Genomic DNA, 16730 nt, shown 5'->3' with positions numbered 1-16730 from the left:
TTGACACTTCATTATTCAAGGTGTAAGATTTTGAATTATCAAAGAAACACAAAAATTAATAAAATTTATTCGTTTACTCATTGTATCAAGAGAGGTGGAGGGACTGGCCCTTTGAAACCTCGGCAACAGGTTCATTTTGAATACTGTGCCACTTCCTGCAAGCTTTATGCTTGAAAGATAGAATGAGGGACTTCGTTTATATACGGGTGCATAACTTGTACGTAAAAATCCCTCTTTCTCAATATGAAAAGAGGGATTTTTTATTTTTCATTTCCCTCATCATCATCCAAACTTAATTATTTAGGAGGAAAATCAAATGAAAAAGAAGTTTGTACCCGGTATTGCATCAGTTGTAGGAGTAAGTATTTTATTAACTGGTTGCGGTAGTTATAAAAACGAAGCAAGCGGAGCAAATGCAAAAGACGAGGCACCTAGTAAACAGGTTTTAAACTTATCTTCACCTACTGAAATACGAACAATGGATACGGCTCGTGCTACAGATACTGATTCTGGTCAAGTAATGAGAAACGTATTTGAAGGTTTGTATAATCTTGGTGAAGGTAACAAACCTGTTCCTGGTGTTGCAAAATCTCATGAAGTAAGTGGCGATAAAACGAAATACACATTCCATTTGCGAGATTCAAAATGGTCAAACGGCACTCCTGTTACAGCTAAAGATTTTGTGTTCGCTTGGCAAAGAGCCGTAGATCCAGCAACAGCCTCTGAATATGCATTTCTATTCTTTGATATTAAAAACGCAACAAAAATTAACAACAAAGAACTTCCAGCCGACCAACTTGGTGTAAAAGCAGTTGATGACCATACGTTTGAGGTAGAATTGGAGCGTCCTGTTCCGTATTTTATTAGCTTAACAGCGTTCCCAACATTTCTACCAATTAACGAGGAATTCTTTAAAGCACAAGGTGATAAGTACGCTTTAGAAGATAATACAATCTTGTACAACGGAGCTTTTACACTAAGCGATTGGAAGCACGAACAAAGCTTTAAATTCAAGAAAAACCCTACCTATTGGGATAAAGATACTGTCAAACTAGAAGAAATCAATTTTAACGTCGTAAAAGAAAAATCAACAGAAGTAAATTTATTCGAGTCAAAACAATTAGATCGTATAAAACTAACATCTGACTTCGTCGATAAATATAAAAAGGATGCTAACTTTAAAGAACGTCCAAACGTAGGCGTACAATTTTTACGTATGAATCAACAAAACAAAGTGCTTCAAAACGTTTCTGCACGCCAAGCAATTGATCAAACAATTGATAGAAAATCCTTTGTAAATACGTTATTAAATGATGGATCTACACCAACATTTGGTCTCGTTCCAAAAAACTTTGCAAAAGGACCTGAAGGAAAAGACTTCCGTACTGCAAACGGCGATTTAACAAAAGTTGATACAAAATCTGCACAAGAGTTATGGAAAAAAGCTAAACAAGAGCTTGGTTCGGAAAAGATAACATTAGAATTATTAACGAGTGATGCTGACCTTGATAAGAAAACTGGTGAATTCTTAAAAGGACAACTAGAAAAGAATCTAGATGGATTAACAGTAAATATAAAACCGCAACCGCGTAAGCAACAAGTTTCGCTTTTATTAAAAGGTGACTACGAAATCGGAATTGATGGCTGGAGCCCTGACTTTGCGGATCCAATTACATTCCTTGAGCTATTTACAACGAATAACCCTTATAACTTAGATCATTACTCTAATAAGGAATTCGATGAAACAATAGCAAAAGTGAAAACAACTTTAGCTGGTGATGAAAAAGCTCGCTGGGAAGCATTACTAGCATCCGAGAAAATATTATTTAAAGACTCTGTTATCGCTCCTCTTTACCAAAAAGGCGAATCTTATTTAGAACGTTCTTATGTGAAAGGAATTGTGCAAGTAGACTTTGCAGGTCAATTAAACTTCAAGTGGGCAAAAATTGAAAAATAAAGTGAAACTTTAATAAGTGGGGGGTTCTTCATCCCCACTTATTATTAGCCCACACCAATTGTTTTTTTTAGCAAAATATATTAAAAATAGGTTCTCTCACACATGAGAATCTGCTTTTTTAATATATTATTCTAAGAAATTAACAATCTATTTTTACTATTGACATATAGTTCTTTCCAGTGCTAATATTCTAAATAATCAAAGAAACAAAATATTTCACCATCAAAATATAATGTCTACTACGTTGAAACACATAACGATAGATTATAGTTCAACATGTATATACATATAGAACACATGATTACCTATAAACAAATATTTATAATAGGTTTTATCTCCTTCTATAGCCACTTCAAGACACGGACATTATGACGTTACGAACAACACATTTAGGGAGGAACGAACAATGAAGAAAAAAGTTGTACCTGTTGTTGCATCTGTTTTAGGGGCAAGTCTATTACTAACTGCTTGCGGGGGAAATAAAGATAATGCAAGCGGAGCGAAAGCAAACGATAAAGCACCTGATAAACAGGCAATTAACTTATCATTCGCTTCAGAAATTCCAACAATGGATGTTGCAAAAGCAACGGATGGGGAATCCATGAACGTAATGCGCAATGTTTTTGAAGGGTTATATGCAATGGGAGAAGATAATAAACCGGTTCCTGGCGTCGCTGAGTCGGTTGACATTAGTCCCGATAAAACAAAATATACATTCCATCTGCGTGATTCAAAATGGTCAAACGGTACTCCTGTTACAGCACGTTGCCTTCGCTTGGCAACGTGCTGTAAATCCTAATACAGCAGCTGAATACGCATTCTTATTCTTCGATATAAAGAATGCGAAACAAATAAACCAAAAACAATTGCCAATTGATCAACTAGGGGTCAAAGCTGTTGATGACAAAACGTTAGAAGTACAACTAGACCGTCCTGTTCCCTACTTCTTAAGCTTAACGACATTCTCAACATTCTTACCAATTAATGAAGAGTACTTAAAGTCTCAAGGCGATAAATATGGTTTAGAAACAAATCATTTAATTTACAACGGTGCTTTCACATTAGAGAACTGGAAACATGAACAAAGCTTCCAATTGAAGAAAAACCCTAACTATTGGGATGCTAAAACTGTAAAATTAGAAGAAATCAACTTCAATGTCGTTAAAGATAAGTCTACAGAAGTGAACTTATATGATTCAGGACAAATTGATCGTGTTGCTTTAACTGCAGAGTTTGTTGATAAATATAAAAGCGATCCAAACTTCAAGGAACGCGCTGAAGTCGGCATTCAATTTTTACGACTAAATCAGAAAAATGAAACATTAAAAAATCAACATGCACGCCTTGCTATTAACGGCGCAATGAATAAAAAAGCTTACGTAGAAACAATCTTAAATAACGGCGCTGTTCCAGCTGAAGGAATGGTTCCTGCGAAATTTGCAAAGAGCCCAGAAGGCAATGACTTCCGTAAAGAAAATGGAAATCTAGTCAAGGATGATGTGAAAACAGCGAAAGAAAATTGGAAAAAAGCAAAACAAGAACTTGGTACTGACAAAGTAACAATCGAACTATTAACAAGTGATAATGCTTTAGCTAAAAAGACTGGTGAATATTTAAAAGGTGAATTAGAAAAAAACTTAGATGGATTAACAGTGAATTTAAAACCGCAACCACGCAAACAACAGTTGAAACTACTATTAAGTGGTGACTATGAAATTGGTATTGACGGGTGGGGCCCTGACTTCGCTGATCCAATTACATTCTTAGATTTATTTACAACAGATAGTGCTTATAACTTCGATAAATACTCTAACAAAGAGTACGATGAGCTAATTCATAAAGTGAAAACAGATTTAGCTGGCGATGAAAAAGCACGCTTTGAAGCAATGAAGCAAGCTGAAAAAATTCTATTACAAGACGGTGCTGTCGCTCCTTTATACCAACAAGGTCGTTCTTACCTACAACGCTCTTTCATTAAAGGGCTTGTAACAACTGACTTCGGCGGTGAATTTAACTACAAGTGGACAGAAGTTGCAAAATAATAAAATAAAAAGGTATCCAATCACAGGATACCTTTTTATTTTATACTTCTTTAACTACATGACTTCTTCTCTTTACTATTCCTTTTATAGATACAGTAATTACCGCTACCAATTGCGTAACTAATATAATGACTAATAATGAAATAATATTTTTCTCTAGACTAACTCCCCCAAATATTATTGTATAATAGCCATTTGCTGCATATGTTGCGGGAAATACTTCACCCATTGTTTGATATGTTTTAGAAAGCATTTCATGCGGTACAATTACACCCGAACTTACAAGTTGTAGTGATAGCGAGATAATATTAAAAATCATACCTGCGTTTCCAAACACAGTTAGAAACATTTGTGTTAATGAAAGAAATGCGAAGAAGACTATTTTCAATAATCCTCTTTTCCTTCTTTTTGCATTGAACCAAAACTCATCATAAATATAAACACAAACATTAAATATGTTCTCCACGTCAAAGAAGGTATATGCCCTGACCACAGATAGCTAATGAAATAGTTAATTCCCATAATACAAGACGATATTACTAAACTAATACTTATTAGTTTTACATATTTGAACATACATTTTCTCCTTACTTTTCTATCTCTTCAAATTGCAGATTTACCGGTTCTTCTAGTAGTGTTTCATAAAAGTTTTCAGCCAAATCTGTTGAAGGAATTTTTTCATCCACTTCATCAAATCGAATACTATCTAGCCACACACAGCCTTCTCCTGATAATAAAACGCCAAATGCAATACCAAGCGCTCCTTCTTTTATATCTAATACAACCGAGTACGATTGCCAGTTATTTGTATTTTTAATTGGGCGATTTTGCATATTATCCATAGCGAGCGGTTCCGTATCGGTCCCGTCTACTCGCATCCACAACCCTGCCCAATCTCTTACGTTCTCACTCTTAACAAATGCTGTAAAACGTAATCTTTTACCTACATATTTATCGGCTCGGAAGATTTGCATTAATGTTGAAAATCCTCCATGCGTAACATTCTCTTTTGCCTTTATGTATGCAGATACTTTTCCTTGATGGACAACTTCATAATCTAACCCCATCTCATATTCAGCAGGATGACTTCCACTTAATACCCATCCTTTTGGTATACCTTTTTGCATTGAAACACCCTCTCTTTCTATATAAAATGACTGGAAGTACTTTCGATATTTCTTTGGTGGCAATTGAAACATTCTTTTAAAAGCTCTCGTAAATGCCTCTTGTGAGGAAAAACCGTATTGCACTGCAATATCAATAACAGCTCTCTCCGTTGACACTAAAACTTGTGCAGCATGAGTTAACCTTCTCTTTCGAATATAATCCGTTACACTCATCCCAACATATCTTTGAAAGATGCGATGAAAATGGTACATCGATACTGCACTGTGAGATGCCACTCTTTCTGTTGTAAGCTCCTCATGTAAGTGATTCTCTATATATTCAATTGATTTTTTTATTATCTCTTTATATTCTTCATGCATTTTAGTCCCTCCCTCACAACTTCAATTTACCATATACATACAAATCGTTTTTGATTTAAATTGCGGATTAGCCCTTGTGACTGCAGAATAATAATTTATTTTCAACACATACATAATTACATGTTTTTGGGAAAAACTTGTATAGAACGAATTTACATAAGGAGGAATTTATAATGAGAATTCTACTATCAGTTTTATTAGCTCTTATGCTAGTACCTGCATTAACAGGATGTAAAGCTCCTGCAAAAGAAGACACAACTTCTAATAAAAAGACGACTGAAGAAGCAAAAAATGAGGCTCCTGCAGATTTAAAATTAAACTTTAATGAATTTAGTTTAGATGCAGACTATGAAGATACGAAGAAAGACTACGAAGCTGATTATAAAAATGTAGCGGCTGATAAGAAAATGGAAGCAAAGCTTGAAGATCATAAAACAAATGCAAAGTTTACAGGTGACGAGGCTATTACAAAATTAAGCCCACTTCTACAAGAATTAAAATTTGATAAAGACACTCCTGACCAAGAAGTAATCGATCAAGTAGTGAACGTGTTCAAACTTGATAAAGACTATCAAAAATTCGATTTAGAAGTTGTCTTCTCTGATGGAACGAAAAAAGAATACAAAAGAGAAATAAAATAACCTTGCACAGGCAAGGTTATTTTTTCGTTTCTGCTTGAAAACGTTTATAGTATGTCGATGCTGTTGCAAAATTAATTTCTATATCACGAATCAATGATGAGTCTTCTTCTTTAGCTAACTTCTGTAATTTTTTCATCGCTTGTTCCGATTCATTCAAGAAACCAGCGTATACCTCATGTTCTTGCTCTTTCGACTTTGGAACACGAATTTCTTTACGTATATTATCGATATCTTCTAACATGCTCGTTGTTACCTTTTGCACATCTTCTTTATATGTAGCAGTCGTTATTTCCTTACCGCCCTTTTCTTTTGCTACTTCAAATAACTGCAGTGCTTTATTAATTTCTTTATTCATTTTCAAATCGTATTTTTCATGTACTGCACGGTATTCTTTCATCTCTTCTGTTTGTTCTGTAGATTGCTCTACCTTTTCTTTCGGTTCTTTCGTATCTTTATTTCCATTACATCCTGCTAGAAGGAGCATTCCTCCCATTACGGCAATACCCAAAACCTTCTTCATCTCTTCTTCTCCTTTTATCTACAACTATTACTCATTATAGTTTCTTTTATCTCCACTTGTTATTATACCGAGAACATCCTACTTTTTACACTTAAGACGATATCTTAATATACACACCAACATTTTTGTCACAGTATCGTCACTTTATGCAAATAACTTTTGCATCACCTTACAACACTGTATAAGTTATTTCAAAGAAATGAAAAAAGAGCTGATTCAACACACGTTTGAATCAGCTCTTTTTATAAATTAAGCCTCTAAATTTTGTCTTTGTTGCAGTTCAAACTGCTTCTCACTTCTTCTGGCCATAAATAGATAACATAACACAGCACCAATTTCACAAAGAGCGATTACAACACCCATCGGTAATGCGGTGTTACTTCCACCAATACCTACTAACGGTGCAACAAGTGCTCCTGAGATGAACTGTAATAATCCTAATAAGGCCGATGCTGTTCCTGCGGCTTGTTTCTGATTTCTCATCGCTAACGAGAACCCAGTCGTTGAGACAACCCCGACACTTGATACAACAAGGAATAATGAGCATAAAACACCAATTAAACCTATTCCGAGCACGATTGTCAGTAATAAAGATAGGCCACCAACAGCTGCGATAATAATACCAGCAACAAATAATGTCTTCTCATTCACTTTCCCTGCTAAACGACCCGTTACCTGACTAGCAATGATAATACCGATACCGTTGATTGCAAAGAATAAACTAAATTGCTGTGGTGACGCTCCGTATATGTTCTGTAACACAAATGGTGAGCCTGAAATGTACGCAAACATTGCCGCCGTTACTAGCCCTTGTGACAATGCATATCCCATAAACAGACGATCCTTTAACAGTTTTCCGTACGTCGCCAATGTTCCTGACAATCCACCCGTTTCTCTCTCTTCAGGAGGTAATGTTTCACGTAATACGAAAGTAGCTGATATTAACATGAATACACTAATTGCTCCAAGAACGATGAAGACACCGCGCCATGTTGTAAATTGTAACAATTGTCCCCCAATAATCGGTGCCAAAATAGGTGCTGCTCCGTTTACTAACATAAGCAGTGAGAAAAACTTCGTCATTTCAGAACCTGAGTACATATCTCTTACCATTGCACGTGATATAACAATTCCGGCTGATCCTGAAGCTCCTTGTAGGAAGCGCAATAACACTAATGTCCAAATAGATGGCGCAACAGCACAAAGTAAAGAAGAAGCTACATAAATAATAAGTGCAATAATAAGAGGTTTGCGCCTTCCGTAAATATCACTAATTGAACCGACAAATAATTGCCCTACTGAAAGCCCAAGTAAACAAGCTGTTAATGTTAACTGCGCTAGGGATGCACCTGTTTGTAGGTCATCTGTTAATTTCGGTAAAGAAGGCAAATACATATCAATAGATAATGGCCCAATCGCCGTAAGTGTTCCTAATACAAGAATCATCCATAACCTGTTTGCCTTTACAGGTTTATATATTTCGTGATTAACTTCATTCACTTTTTCAATTCACCCTTTCCTATACACACCGAATTGTAACAATTATAGTTACATCATAAACATACGTCAAGTACATTGCATTTTCCTCTTTCATAATGTAAAAAAAGCGATAGAAATTCTATCGCTTTACTTTTTCACATTGCTATTCGTAAATTTAGATACTGAGGCCATCGTCTCTCCCGTATCTAAATATGTAATTTGAATTGGGTCTCCTACTTCTGTAAACATAGCATATGGGAATTTCTTCACTGGTATCATAAATACCTTTTGTTCATTCTCTAAAAGTACGTACACGATTGTATTTTCACCTGATTTTTCTTTATATACACGTTGTACAATACCTTCTTTTTGCGCTTCTTTTCCTGTTGAGGTTGGTCTAAATGTATCACCATTACCGCTCATTACGTTTTTATAATTCTCAAGCGCTTCTTTCTGCGAAGAACCTGTTGCAAATATTTTTGCATTAGCAGCATATACAACTGTATGCGCACGTACTAGGCCTCCGTCATCAACAACCGGAATAATCCAAGCTGGTTTACCGTATACGTTATAAATGACAGGCATTGTCCCATGCCATTTCTCTCTCTTAAAGGAATTATCTACTACTTCTGTAGCTGCTGAACCATCCATAATCCCCTTTACTTCTTTTCCATTATAGTAATATAGCTTGCCTGTGCGTGCATCTACTAATGAATAGCCTAGAGCTGAATCTACTCCTTCTTTTGGAGAAGTAAAGTCTGTAAAATAATACAGTGTTCCATCTTTACCAAAAATCGGGGTCACGCCTTCTTTCGTTCCCCACTCAGTCGGAATTTTCATATCTGTTTGTGAGAATTTCGTATTCCAAAATCCGTGAATATATTTACCAAAGTACGTATTTAACGTAGATGCAGTCTCATGATTTAATACACCATCAACAAATTTAGGTGCCTTTCCTTTATCATATCTTTTCACTTCACCTGTTTGTGCATCTACTACGACAACACCTTCTACCTCAAATCCAGATCTTCCTGAAATAAATTCACCATACGTCATTGTATAATATGGTTTTCCTTTATCATCAACCTCAAATTTAGGTTTTCCTTTAAAGATTAAATTTGGTTCTGCTTGCCTTACCACACGCTCTAAATTATTACCAAAAAACATGCTTGGCACATATTTCATTTTATAACCGAGGTGCAGTTTCGCTTCCGCATCAGGATTCGTACCTGACATCGTTACGTACCCTGGAATTGTCTCAGCTTTACGCGCTTTAAAAAATCCTGAAACTTCAATCGGCGCTACATATAAAGCCTCGCCGTTTACCATTTGTGGCGTTAATTCTCCTAGCTCAAAATAAGCTACTTTTGGAATATCACCAAATACTTTTTTCATCTTATTCTCCGCTGTCTTTGGCGGCACTGTAAACGGCTGGTCATTTTCAGTAAATGGCTCTGAAATATCTTTCTCTACCTTAACAACAGAATCATATTTCTTTTGCGAGATTACTATATCGTGCAAATAACCAAAGTAGCCGTAACCTGCGAGTAAAATAAACATTAGAAGTCCTTTTAATGTACCTTCTAATTTCCCTATTTGATCTTGTGAAAATAAAACAAGCCCAATTAAAATTGCTACTGCAACAGAATAATGAGTAAGAATCGAATCTACTCGATCATCAATTAGCCAAAAGTATTCATAGATTGCAATACCTATCCAAAATAAAACAGGAATAACTAAAATAGATGATTTCTTACCCTTTACAATCTTCTTATCTCCCTTCTTATCCACTGCTCGAAGCTTACTACTACTTCTTGTCCATGGAATCAAAAACAAAGTAAGAATAGCTAAAACTACAAATTTCATCAAAGGCACTGTCCCCTTTTCTTTTGTATTCCCTTTTAGTATAACAAATAAAGGGTATTAAGGTGAAAATAGGAATAGTTATATTTTTTTACTACTTAATACAATCCCGCTCACTACATATAGAATAGATGCAATATAAAAAATTGTACCAATCGTAAAGAAATCTACTAAATATCCCGTGGCAATAACCGCTACTGCTCCGCCAATGGATGTCCACACATGGTATTTTCCAATCTCATAACCAGCCTTTTCCTGCGCAACCTTTCGTGCTAACGAAGTCTTCTCAGTATTACGCTGCACAGCACCTAAAACGCCCATTACAATTTGAAGAATATACACATGCCAAACTTCCGTGGCAATTGGAAAGCAAAGCATTAAGATTGCCATGGACCAAGCGTATATGATTAATAATTTTTTATCACCTACTTGATCAGATACCTTCCCCACTAGTGGATATACAAGTGCTGATGTTAAAGCAAATAAGCCATACGCCCAGCCAAATTGCGAGAAGCTATTTCCAACGTTTCGAAGCAATAATATATAAAAAGGAAATACCATACTTCCTGCCATCATGATGATACTTTGCGAGGCCACAAATCTTCTATATGTCATTTCGTATACTCCCTATAAAATAAATTCACAAATCTCTCTTCTGAATCTACTTCCTTCTTTTTCTTGAGAAATTCTTCAATACGAGGATATGCCCTCTTTAACTGCTCTTTCGTTGGATAAGAATAATACGGCAAATAGTAACTACCGTTATGCTTTAAAGTAACATCAATCATCTTGCGAATGACATCCTCTGTTTTCTTTATCTCACTCTCTGAGCGTCCCTGGTTAATCAAAAGAACCAGCGCAAACATATCATCTTTCGCATAGGACAAAACTGCATTTTCATTCTTTTCCACGTAACGAATCGTAATGTTGAGTAAATTAAACTCTTCTTCATTTAATACGTTACGTAGATCATCTATATACTCTGTGAAAGCATCTATAGGCACAAAGTATTCTTGTAACACTTCGGTCCTATTTGGATTTTCATATTCCATAAAAGCACTATCTGATCTCATAACATTATTACGCGTCTCATACTTTCCATCTGTACGTTCAAAATAACCTCCTTTGTATATCCCAAAATGTATTCTTTCCCCAATCACTATAACGTGATAACCCAAGTAAAAATTTCGGTACAGCTATAATATTTTCTTCCTTTAATTCACTGTACTCTTCTCTCATATTTTGATTTTGTGCCAAAGTATAATCTGTCACATACATCTCTTTTAAAAATGAATTTGGAGCAACAGAAATACGCGCTAAGTGCATACGAACATTCTCATCTCTTTTCACTTTCTCTTTGAAATAAGATACGTATTCTTTATAATCTATCATTCTCGTGTGCATTTCATATAATTCATCATCTGTTAACTTCAGCGTCACATCTAAAATAACTCCAAATAAACCGTAACCCCCCAATGACATATGGAAATAACTCTGCATTTTCTTCTCTACTTACATTACGTACCGTGCCATCTGCCATTAACAATCTAAATGAATCTACTGTATCAATCAGTGCCTCATGACGAATATCACGCCCGTGTACATTTACACTTAATGAACCGCCAACAGTAAAAATATTTTGAGACTGCATGACCTGTACCGCAAGGCCATAAGGATTTATTTTCTTCTGAATATCATTCCAGGTGAAACCACTTTGCACTGTAATCCGCTTCTTCTCTGGATCAAATTCTAATATTTTATTATATCCTTTCATATCGAGCATCGTGCCATTCGGATAATATGTCTGTCCTCCTTGGCTATGTTGCATGCCTGCAATGGAAATTTTCTCTCCTGAAACTTTTGCATCTCGCACTAATTTTATTAACGAGTGCTCTTCCGTAGCACTTTCAACACGTTTTATTTTTGTCGGAAGCAATTTACCTACATCACTCATAATAGGATGATCAATTTGTTTTTTATACGTATGTACAGACGTTGCAAGCAAAACCGTATATGCGACAATGACCACTGCTATCTTTCTTTTTTTCAAAGGACACTCTCCTTATTAGCAACAAAAAGAGATACCCGTTCTTTCAGGTACCTCTCTTGACAGTGATTACTTTGCTGCTGGCAATTGTATTGGATCAAATTTATCATACGATGTAAACTTTGCATCCGTAATAATGTGCGCTTTATCCTCACCATTGCTACTCATAACCATATCTATCTTTGCTGATTCATATTTAAATTCTTTTGTAATAATATATTCCCCATCTATTTCTTCTATCTTTGCATTTTGGCCTTGTAGCATTTGTTTCTGCTTTTCATCCATACTAGCTAGCATACTCTCTGTCTCTTGCCCTTTTAATGCAAACTTCAGCTTATAATTATCTCCACTTTTCTCCATCTTCACTTTATTTAAAATTTCCGATGGAATCTCTAAATTATCTACCATTCCTTGAGTCGCGTTCATTCCGTTAGCATTCAATTGTTCCTCTGGTACAGACATAATTTCACCCGTATTAGGATTTTTTAACTGACCAGCAATTTTGCCACCCACATCATAAACAACAACCTCTGTACCAGAAACATTCATTTCAGAACGAGAATTTTTTTTCTTCGGCTCTAGTTGCATTTTAGCCTTTATTACATTCATCTCTGTTCCTTCAGCCTTTATTCCCACATCATATGTCATCGTTACATTTTCTTCGTTTTTAAAAGCTTCATTCGCTTTATTAAAAACATCCTTCGCTGTTAATTCCTTTTCCTTCTGCACAGCTTCTTTTTTCGGTTCGTCAGTCTTTTTTGTTTTCTCATTACTACACCCTACTCCTAGACCGACTGCAAGTACTAAACTTGAAATTAAAATAAGTTTTTTCATAACGTCCCCTCCTTCCCAAAAATAATATCATCTCTTTTCCTATGAAATCTATATAATTCGTAATATTTATCTTTAAATTTATTTTCTATATAGCAACATGTTTGAGAAAAACTTTAAATATGTTGTAAATAATAACAACTCATTTCAGGAGGTCATTATGAAAGCGATTATTTGTACAAAGTACGGACCACCTAATGTTCTCCAGCTTCAAAATGTAGAAAAGCCTAAACCTAAAAAAAATGAAGTATTAGTTAAAATTCACGCAACAAGTGTATCGACTGGAGATTGTAGAATACGTGGCTTTAATAGCCCCCCCTTATTTTGGATTCCTATGCGGATCATATTAGGTTTCAGAAAACCGAGAAAACCTATACTTGGCGTAGAGTTATCCGGTGAAATCGAAGACATTGGAACAGATGTAACACAATTTAAAAAGGGAGATCAAGTTTTTGCATTAACAGAACTAAACCTTGGTGGTTATGCGGAATACACATGCGTGCATGAAAGTGGATTAATAGCATTAAAACCTACCAATGTGACATATGAAGAAGCTGCCGTTATTCCTTTTGGCGGAACTTCAGCATTACACTTCCTTAGAAAAGGACAGATAAAAAAAGGGCAACGAGTACTTATATACGGCGCCTCTGGGTCAGTAGGGACAGCTGCCATACAACTTGCTAAATACTTCGGGGCGACTGTCACAGCCATTTGTAGTAGTTCGAATTTCGATTTAGTAACAACATTAGGGGCAGACAACGTAATTGATTATACGAAAGAAGATTTTACTAAGCAGGGCGAGCACTACGATATTATATTTGATGCAGTTGGAAAATATAAAAAGTCTCTTTGTACAGATGCATTAATGCCTAATGGAAAATATGTATCTGTGAACGGAATGATGGCAAAGGTCAGTAAAGAAGATATGAACCTGCTAAAACAACTAGCTGAAACAGAAAAGCTAAAACCTGTTATTGATAGAACTTACCGATTAGAAGAAATTGCTGAAGCTCATATATATGTAGAAAAAGGACATAAAAAGGGAAACGTTTCGATTACCTTAAAATAAAATATATTCTGAAAATATTATTGACAATTCTTTTTGTACGATTTACTATTAGTACCATATTCAAAACTACATACACATACTCTTATCAAGAGTGGCGGAGGGACTGGCCCGATGATGCCCGGCAACCGAGCTTATGACGTATAAGCTAAGGTGCTAATTCCTGCAAAACGATTTTTCGTTTTGGAAGATAAGAGAGGAATCTATTTCGTCTATTCGGCACCTCTCTTATTTTTGGGAGGTGCTTTTTATTTTGGAACGTATATGAAGGGGGATTTATAGATGAAAAAGGTATTATTAAGCATTGTAAGCGGAGCAGTATTGTTATTAGGCGCATGTAGCGTGAGTTCAAATAAAGAGGTAAAAGCATTAGACGAGAAAAAGATTACTGTCGGTGTAACAGGTGGACCACATGAACAAATTTTTGAAAAGGTAAAAGAAGTTGCAGCAAAAGATGGTCTCGAAATTGATATAAAAGTATTTAATGATTATGTAGCGCCAAACGTATCATTAGATGAAAAAAGCCTTGATGTAAATAGCTACCAAACGAAATCTTATTTAGATGTATTTAAAGCTGAACGCAATATGAAATTAACTGAAGTATTTTCAACAGTAACATTCCCTATGGGCGTATATTCTAAAGATGTAAAAGATTTAAAAGATTTAAAAGAGGGCGACGCAATTACTGTACCAAATGACCCAACAAATGAACTTCGAGCTTTAAAATTATTTGAAAAAGCAGGGGTTTTAAAAGTTGATCCAAAGGCTACAGAAAAAGCGACTGCAAAAGATGTAATTGAAAATCCAAAAAAATTAAAGATTGTCGAATTAGAGGCATCTCAATTACCAACGCAACTAAGTGAAGTGAAAGCAGCTGCAATTAACACAAACTTTGCATTAGGTGCAAAATTAAGTCCAGCGAAAGATTCTATTTTCCGCGAAGGAAAAGATTCACCATATGTGAACTGGGTTGTTGTTCGTACTGAAAATAAAGATGATGCCGTTGTAAATAAATTAAAGAAAGCTTATCAATCTAAAGAAGTAAAAGAGTTTATCGAGAAAAAATTTGATGGTTCAGTTTTACCATCTTGGTAGGAGCTGACGATAATGATTGAATTACAAAACATATCCAAAGTATTTACAACAAAAAAAGGGAATGTTGAGGCTCTTAAGTCTACTTCCCTTAAAGTAGAAAAAGGCGAGGTATTTGGAATCATTGGGTATAGTGGCGCTGGTAAAAGTACATTGATTCGATGTGTAAATTTATTAGAAAAACCAACGACAGGAAATATCATTGTAAACGAACAAGACTTAACAACGTTATCGACAAAAGAACTAGCAAAAGCGAGACAAAAAATCGGAATGATCTTTCAAGGATTCAATTTACTTAAAACTGTTACCGTTTATGAAAATATCGCATTACCGTTACGGCTTGCTGGCATTCCAAAAGCAGAAATTGAAAAAAGAGTAGAAAAGTATTTACGCATTGTCGATCTTTTTAATCGAAAAGATGCGTATCCAAGCGAACTTTCTGGTGGTCAAAAACAGCGTGTTGCAATTGCTCGTGCGCTATCACATGAACCTGAAGTGTTATTAAGTGATGAAGCAACGAGCGCATTAGATCCAGAAACAACCGATTCTATCCTTGATTTGCTATTAAAGATTAACGAAGAAATCGGAATTACGATTTTACTCATTACACATGAAATGAATGTCATCCAGCGTATATGTGACCGCGTTGCTGTTATGGAACATGGATCTGTAGTCGAAAGTGGAACTGTAAAAGATATTTTCACAAACCCACAACATGTAACAACGAAGAAATTTGTAAATAGCGCATTTGCAGCGAAAATTCCAGAAGAGGTACAGAAAGAACTACAACGTACTGGAGAAATTGTAACACTTTCATTTATTGGCACTACTTCAGGGGAACCTGCCTTAGCCGTTGCCACAAAACGTTTCCAAGTGTATCCGAATATTTTATCCGGTAATATTACGCAGTTAAAACATGAAGCATATGGGAAACTAGTCGTTCATATGCAAGGGGAACAAAATGAAATCCACCGTGCTTTATCATTTTTACAAGAGCAAGGAATCATCGTAGAAGGAGGTAGAACAGATTATGGGAAACAAGTCCTTTTTGGATGAATGGGGTAAAGTCATATGGGAAGCCACAATCCAAACCTTTCAAATGACATCTATTTCATTACTCATCTCGATCCTTATTGCACTGCCACTTGGCGTCACACTTGTTTTAACGAGACCTGGTGGGCAGCGTGAAAATAAAATCATCTATCCTATTCTTAATACGGTTATTAATGTTATTCGCTCTCTTCCATTTATCATTCTATTATTCTTTATCTTGCCTTTTACAAAGTTTCTAATGGGAACATCCATTGGCGTGCAAGGTGTTATCGTACCGCTTGTCGTCTTCACAGCCCCTTATATCGCACGTTTAATGGAGACAGCTTTACTAGAAGTCGATCGCGGTGTCATTGAAGCCTACCAAGCGATGGGAGTCTCTACTATAAAAATCATTTGGCACGTCATGGTGAAAGAAGCTCGTCCCTCCCTTGTACTTGGATTAACAATTGCAACAATTGGCTTAATTGGCGCAACAGCAATGGCTGGCCTTGTAGGGGCTGGCGGATTAGGGGATTTAGCATACCGCTTCGGACATTTACGCTACGAGCCTGAAGTAATGTATGCAACGGTCTTTATTTTAATTATCCTCGTTCAAGGATTACAATCTTTAGGGAATGGTGTTGCACGAAGACTGAAGAAAGATTAAAAAAGA

14 protein-coding genes, 2 pseudogenes and 2 riboswitches are annotated in these 16730 nt (G+C 35.8%); of the genes and pseudogenes, 7 read left to right on the top strand and 9 right to left on the bottom strand.

Features of this window, described 5'->3' with window-relative positions; translation table 11 throughout:
- The first annotated feature begins 79 nt into the window (after positions 1–79).
- A riboswitch (SAM riboswitch) is annotated at positions 80–184 on the top strand.
- A 132-nt stretch (positions 185–316) separates the two neighbouring features.
- A complete protein-coding gene (locus tag AXW78_RS01070; RefSeq protein WP_000726474.1) occupies positions 317–1957 on the top strand; it encodes a peptide ABC transporter substrate-binding protein in 1641 nt (546 codons plus the stop codon).
- 406 nt (positions 1958–2363) lie between these two features.
- A pseudogene (locus AXW78_RS01065) lies at positions 2364–3999 on the top strand (ABC transporter substrate-binding protein).
- Positions 4000–4039: 40 nt separating this feature from the next.
- On the opposite strand, the gene AXW78_RS01060 reads toward AXW78_RS01065, so the two are convergent.
- From AXW78_RS01060 to AXW78_RS01050, 3 genes are read right to left on the bottom strand one after another with little or no spacing between them, the layout of a single operon-like run.
- Positions 4040–4387 carry an ABC-2 transporter permease gene (locus AXW78_RS01060; RefSeq protein WP_000706214.1) on the bottom strand — a complete coding sequence of 116 codons (348 nt, stop codon included), beginning with the start codon at positions 4385–4387 and terminating at the stop codon, positions 4040–4042.
- On the bottom strand, positions 4384–4575 hold the full coding sequence (locus AXW78_RS01055) for a hypothetical protein (protein ID WP_000477649.1): 192 nt from the start codon (positions 4573–4575) through the stop codon (positions 4384–4386). The genes AXW78_RS01060 and AXW78_RS01055 overlap by 4 nt, the downstream gene beginning before the upstream one ends.
- A gap of 11 nt (positions 4576–4586) precedes the next feature.
- Positions 4587–5486: a helix-turn-helix transcriptional regulator gene (locus tag AXW78_RS01050; RefSeq protein ID WP_000544205.1), complete on the bottom strand. Its 900-nt coding sequence runs from the start codon at positions 5484–5486 to the stop codon at positions 4587–4589.
- A 173-nt stretch (positions 5487–5659) separates the two neighbouring features.
- On the opposite strand from AXW78_RS01050, the gene AXW78_RS01045 reads away from it, so the two are divergent.
- Positions 5660–6127, top strand: a complete 468-nt coding sequence (locus AXW78_RS01045) for a YusW family protein (RefSeq protein WP_001221554.1) — start codon at positions 5660–5662, stop codon at positions 6125–6127.
- Positions 6128–6143: 16 nt separating this feature from the next.
- On the opposite strand, the gene AXW78_RS01040 is transcribed toward AXW78_RS01045, so the two are convergent.
- From AXW78_RS01040 to AXW78_RS01015, 6 genes and pseudogenes are all read right to left on the bottom strand, one after another.
- Positions 6144–6647: a hypothetical protein gene (locus AXW78_RS01040; RefSeq protein WP_000756515.1), complete on the bottom strand. Its 504-nt coding sequence runs from the start codon at positions 6645–6647 to the stop codon at positions 6144–6146.
- Between the two features lie 249 nt (positions 6648–6896).
- Positions 6897–8156 carry a multidrug effflux MFS transporter gene (locus tag AXW78_RS01035; RefSeq protein ID WP_231122447.1) on the bottom strand — a complete coding sequence of 420 codons (1260 nt, stop codon included), beginning with the start codon at positions 8154–8156 and terminating at the stop codon, positions 6897–6899.
- Between the two features lie 117 nt (positions 8157–8273).
- A complete protein-coding gene (locus AXW78_RS01030) occupies positions 8274–9992 on the bottom strand; it encodes a DUF3981 domain-containing protein (RefSeq protein ID WP_000674037.1) in 1719 nt (572 codons plus the stop codon).
- 78 nt (positions 9993–10070) lie between these two features.
- Positions 10071–10604 carry an MFS transporter gene (locus AXW78_RS01025; protein ID WP_000222367.1) on the bottom strand — a complete coding sequence of 178 codons (534 nt, stop codon included), beginning with the start codon at positions 10602–10604 and terminating at the stop codon, positions 10071–10073.
- Positions 10601–12039 (bottom strand): annotated as a pseudogene (locus AXW78_RS01020) (FAD-binding oxidoreductase). Before AXW78_RS01020 ends, AXW78_RS01025 begins: the two are co-directional and overlap by 4 nt.
- A gap of 66 nt (positions 12040–12105) precedes the next feature.
- Positions 12106–12870 carry a DUF6612 family protein gene (locus AXW78_RS01015; RefSeq protein ID WP_000733613.1) on the bottom strand — a complete coding sequence of 255 codons (765 nt, stop codon included), beginning with the start codon at positions 12868–12870 and terminating at the stop codon, positions 12106–12108.
- 157 nt (positions 12871–13027) lie between these two features.
- On the opposite strand from AXW78_RS01015, the gene AXW78_RS01010 reads away from it, so the two are divergent.
- From AXW78_RS01010 to AXW78_RS00995, 4 genes are all read left to right on the top strand, one after another.
- Positions 13028–13936 carry an NAD(P)-dependent alcohol dehydrogenase gene (locus AXW78_RS01010; RefSeq protein WP_061883706.1) on the top strand — a complete coding sequence of 303 codons (909 nt, stop codon included), beginning with the start codon at positions 13028–13030 and terminating at the stop codon, positions 13934–13936.
- Positions 13937–14015: 79 nt separating this feature from the next.
- Positions 14016–14130, top strand: a riboswitch (SAM riboswitch).
- A gap of 85 nt (positions 14131–14215) precedes the next feature.
- Positions 14216–15028 (top strand): MetQ/NlpA family ABC transporter substrate-binding protein, encoded by an 813-nt coding sequence (locus tag AXW78_RS01005; protein ID WP_061883705.1) that lies wholly within the window; start codon positions 14216–14218, stop codon positions 15026–15028.
- 12 nt (positions 15029–15040) lie between these two features.
- On the top strand, positions 15041–16081 hold the full coding sequence (locus AXW78_RS01000) for a methionine ABC transporter ATP-binding protein (protein WP_000571620.1): 1041 nt from the start codon (positions 15041–15043) through the stop codon (positions 16079–16081).
- Complete coding sequence (locus AXW78_RS00995) at positions 16056–16724, top strand: methionine ABC transporter permease (RefSeq protein ID WP_000527154.1); 669 nt, start codon at positions 16056–16058, stop codon at positions 16722–16724. The genes AXW78_RS01000 and AXW78_RS00995 overlap by 26 nt, the downstream gene beginning before the upstream one ends.
- Positions 16725–16730: the final 6 nt, after the last annotated feature.

The organism is Bacillus thuringiensis (genome assembly GCF_001595725.1).
GTDB lineage: Bacteria > Bacillota > Bacilli > Bacillales > Bacillaceae_G > Bacillus_A > Bacillus_A thuringiensis_K.
Note: the sequence above shows the minus strand (reverse complement) of the source record. Positions and strands in the feature narration are given on the sequence as shown.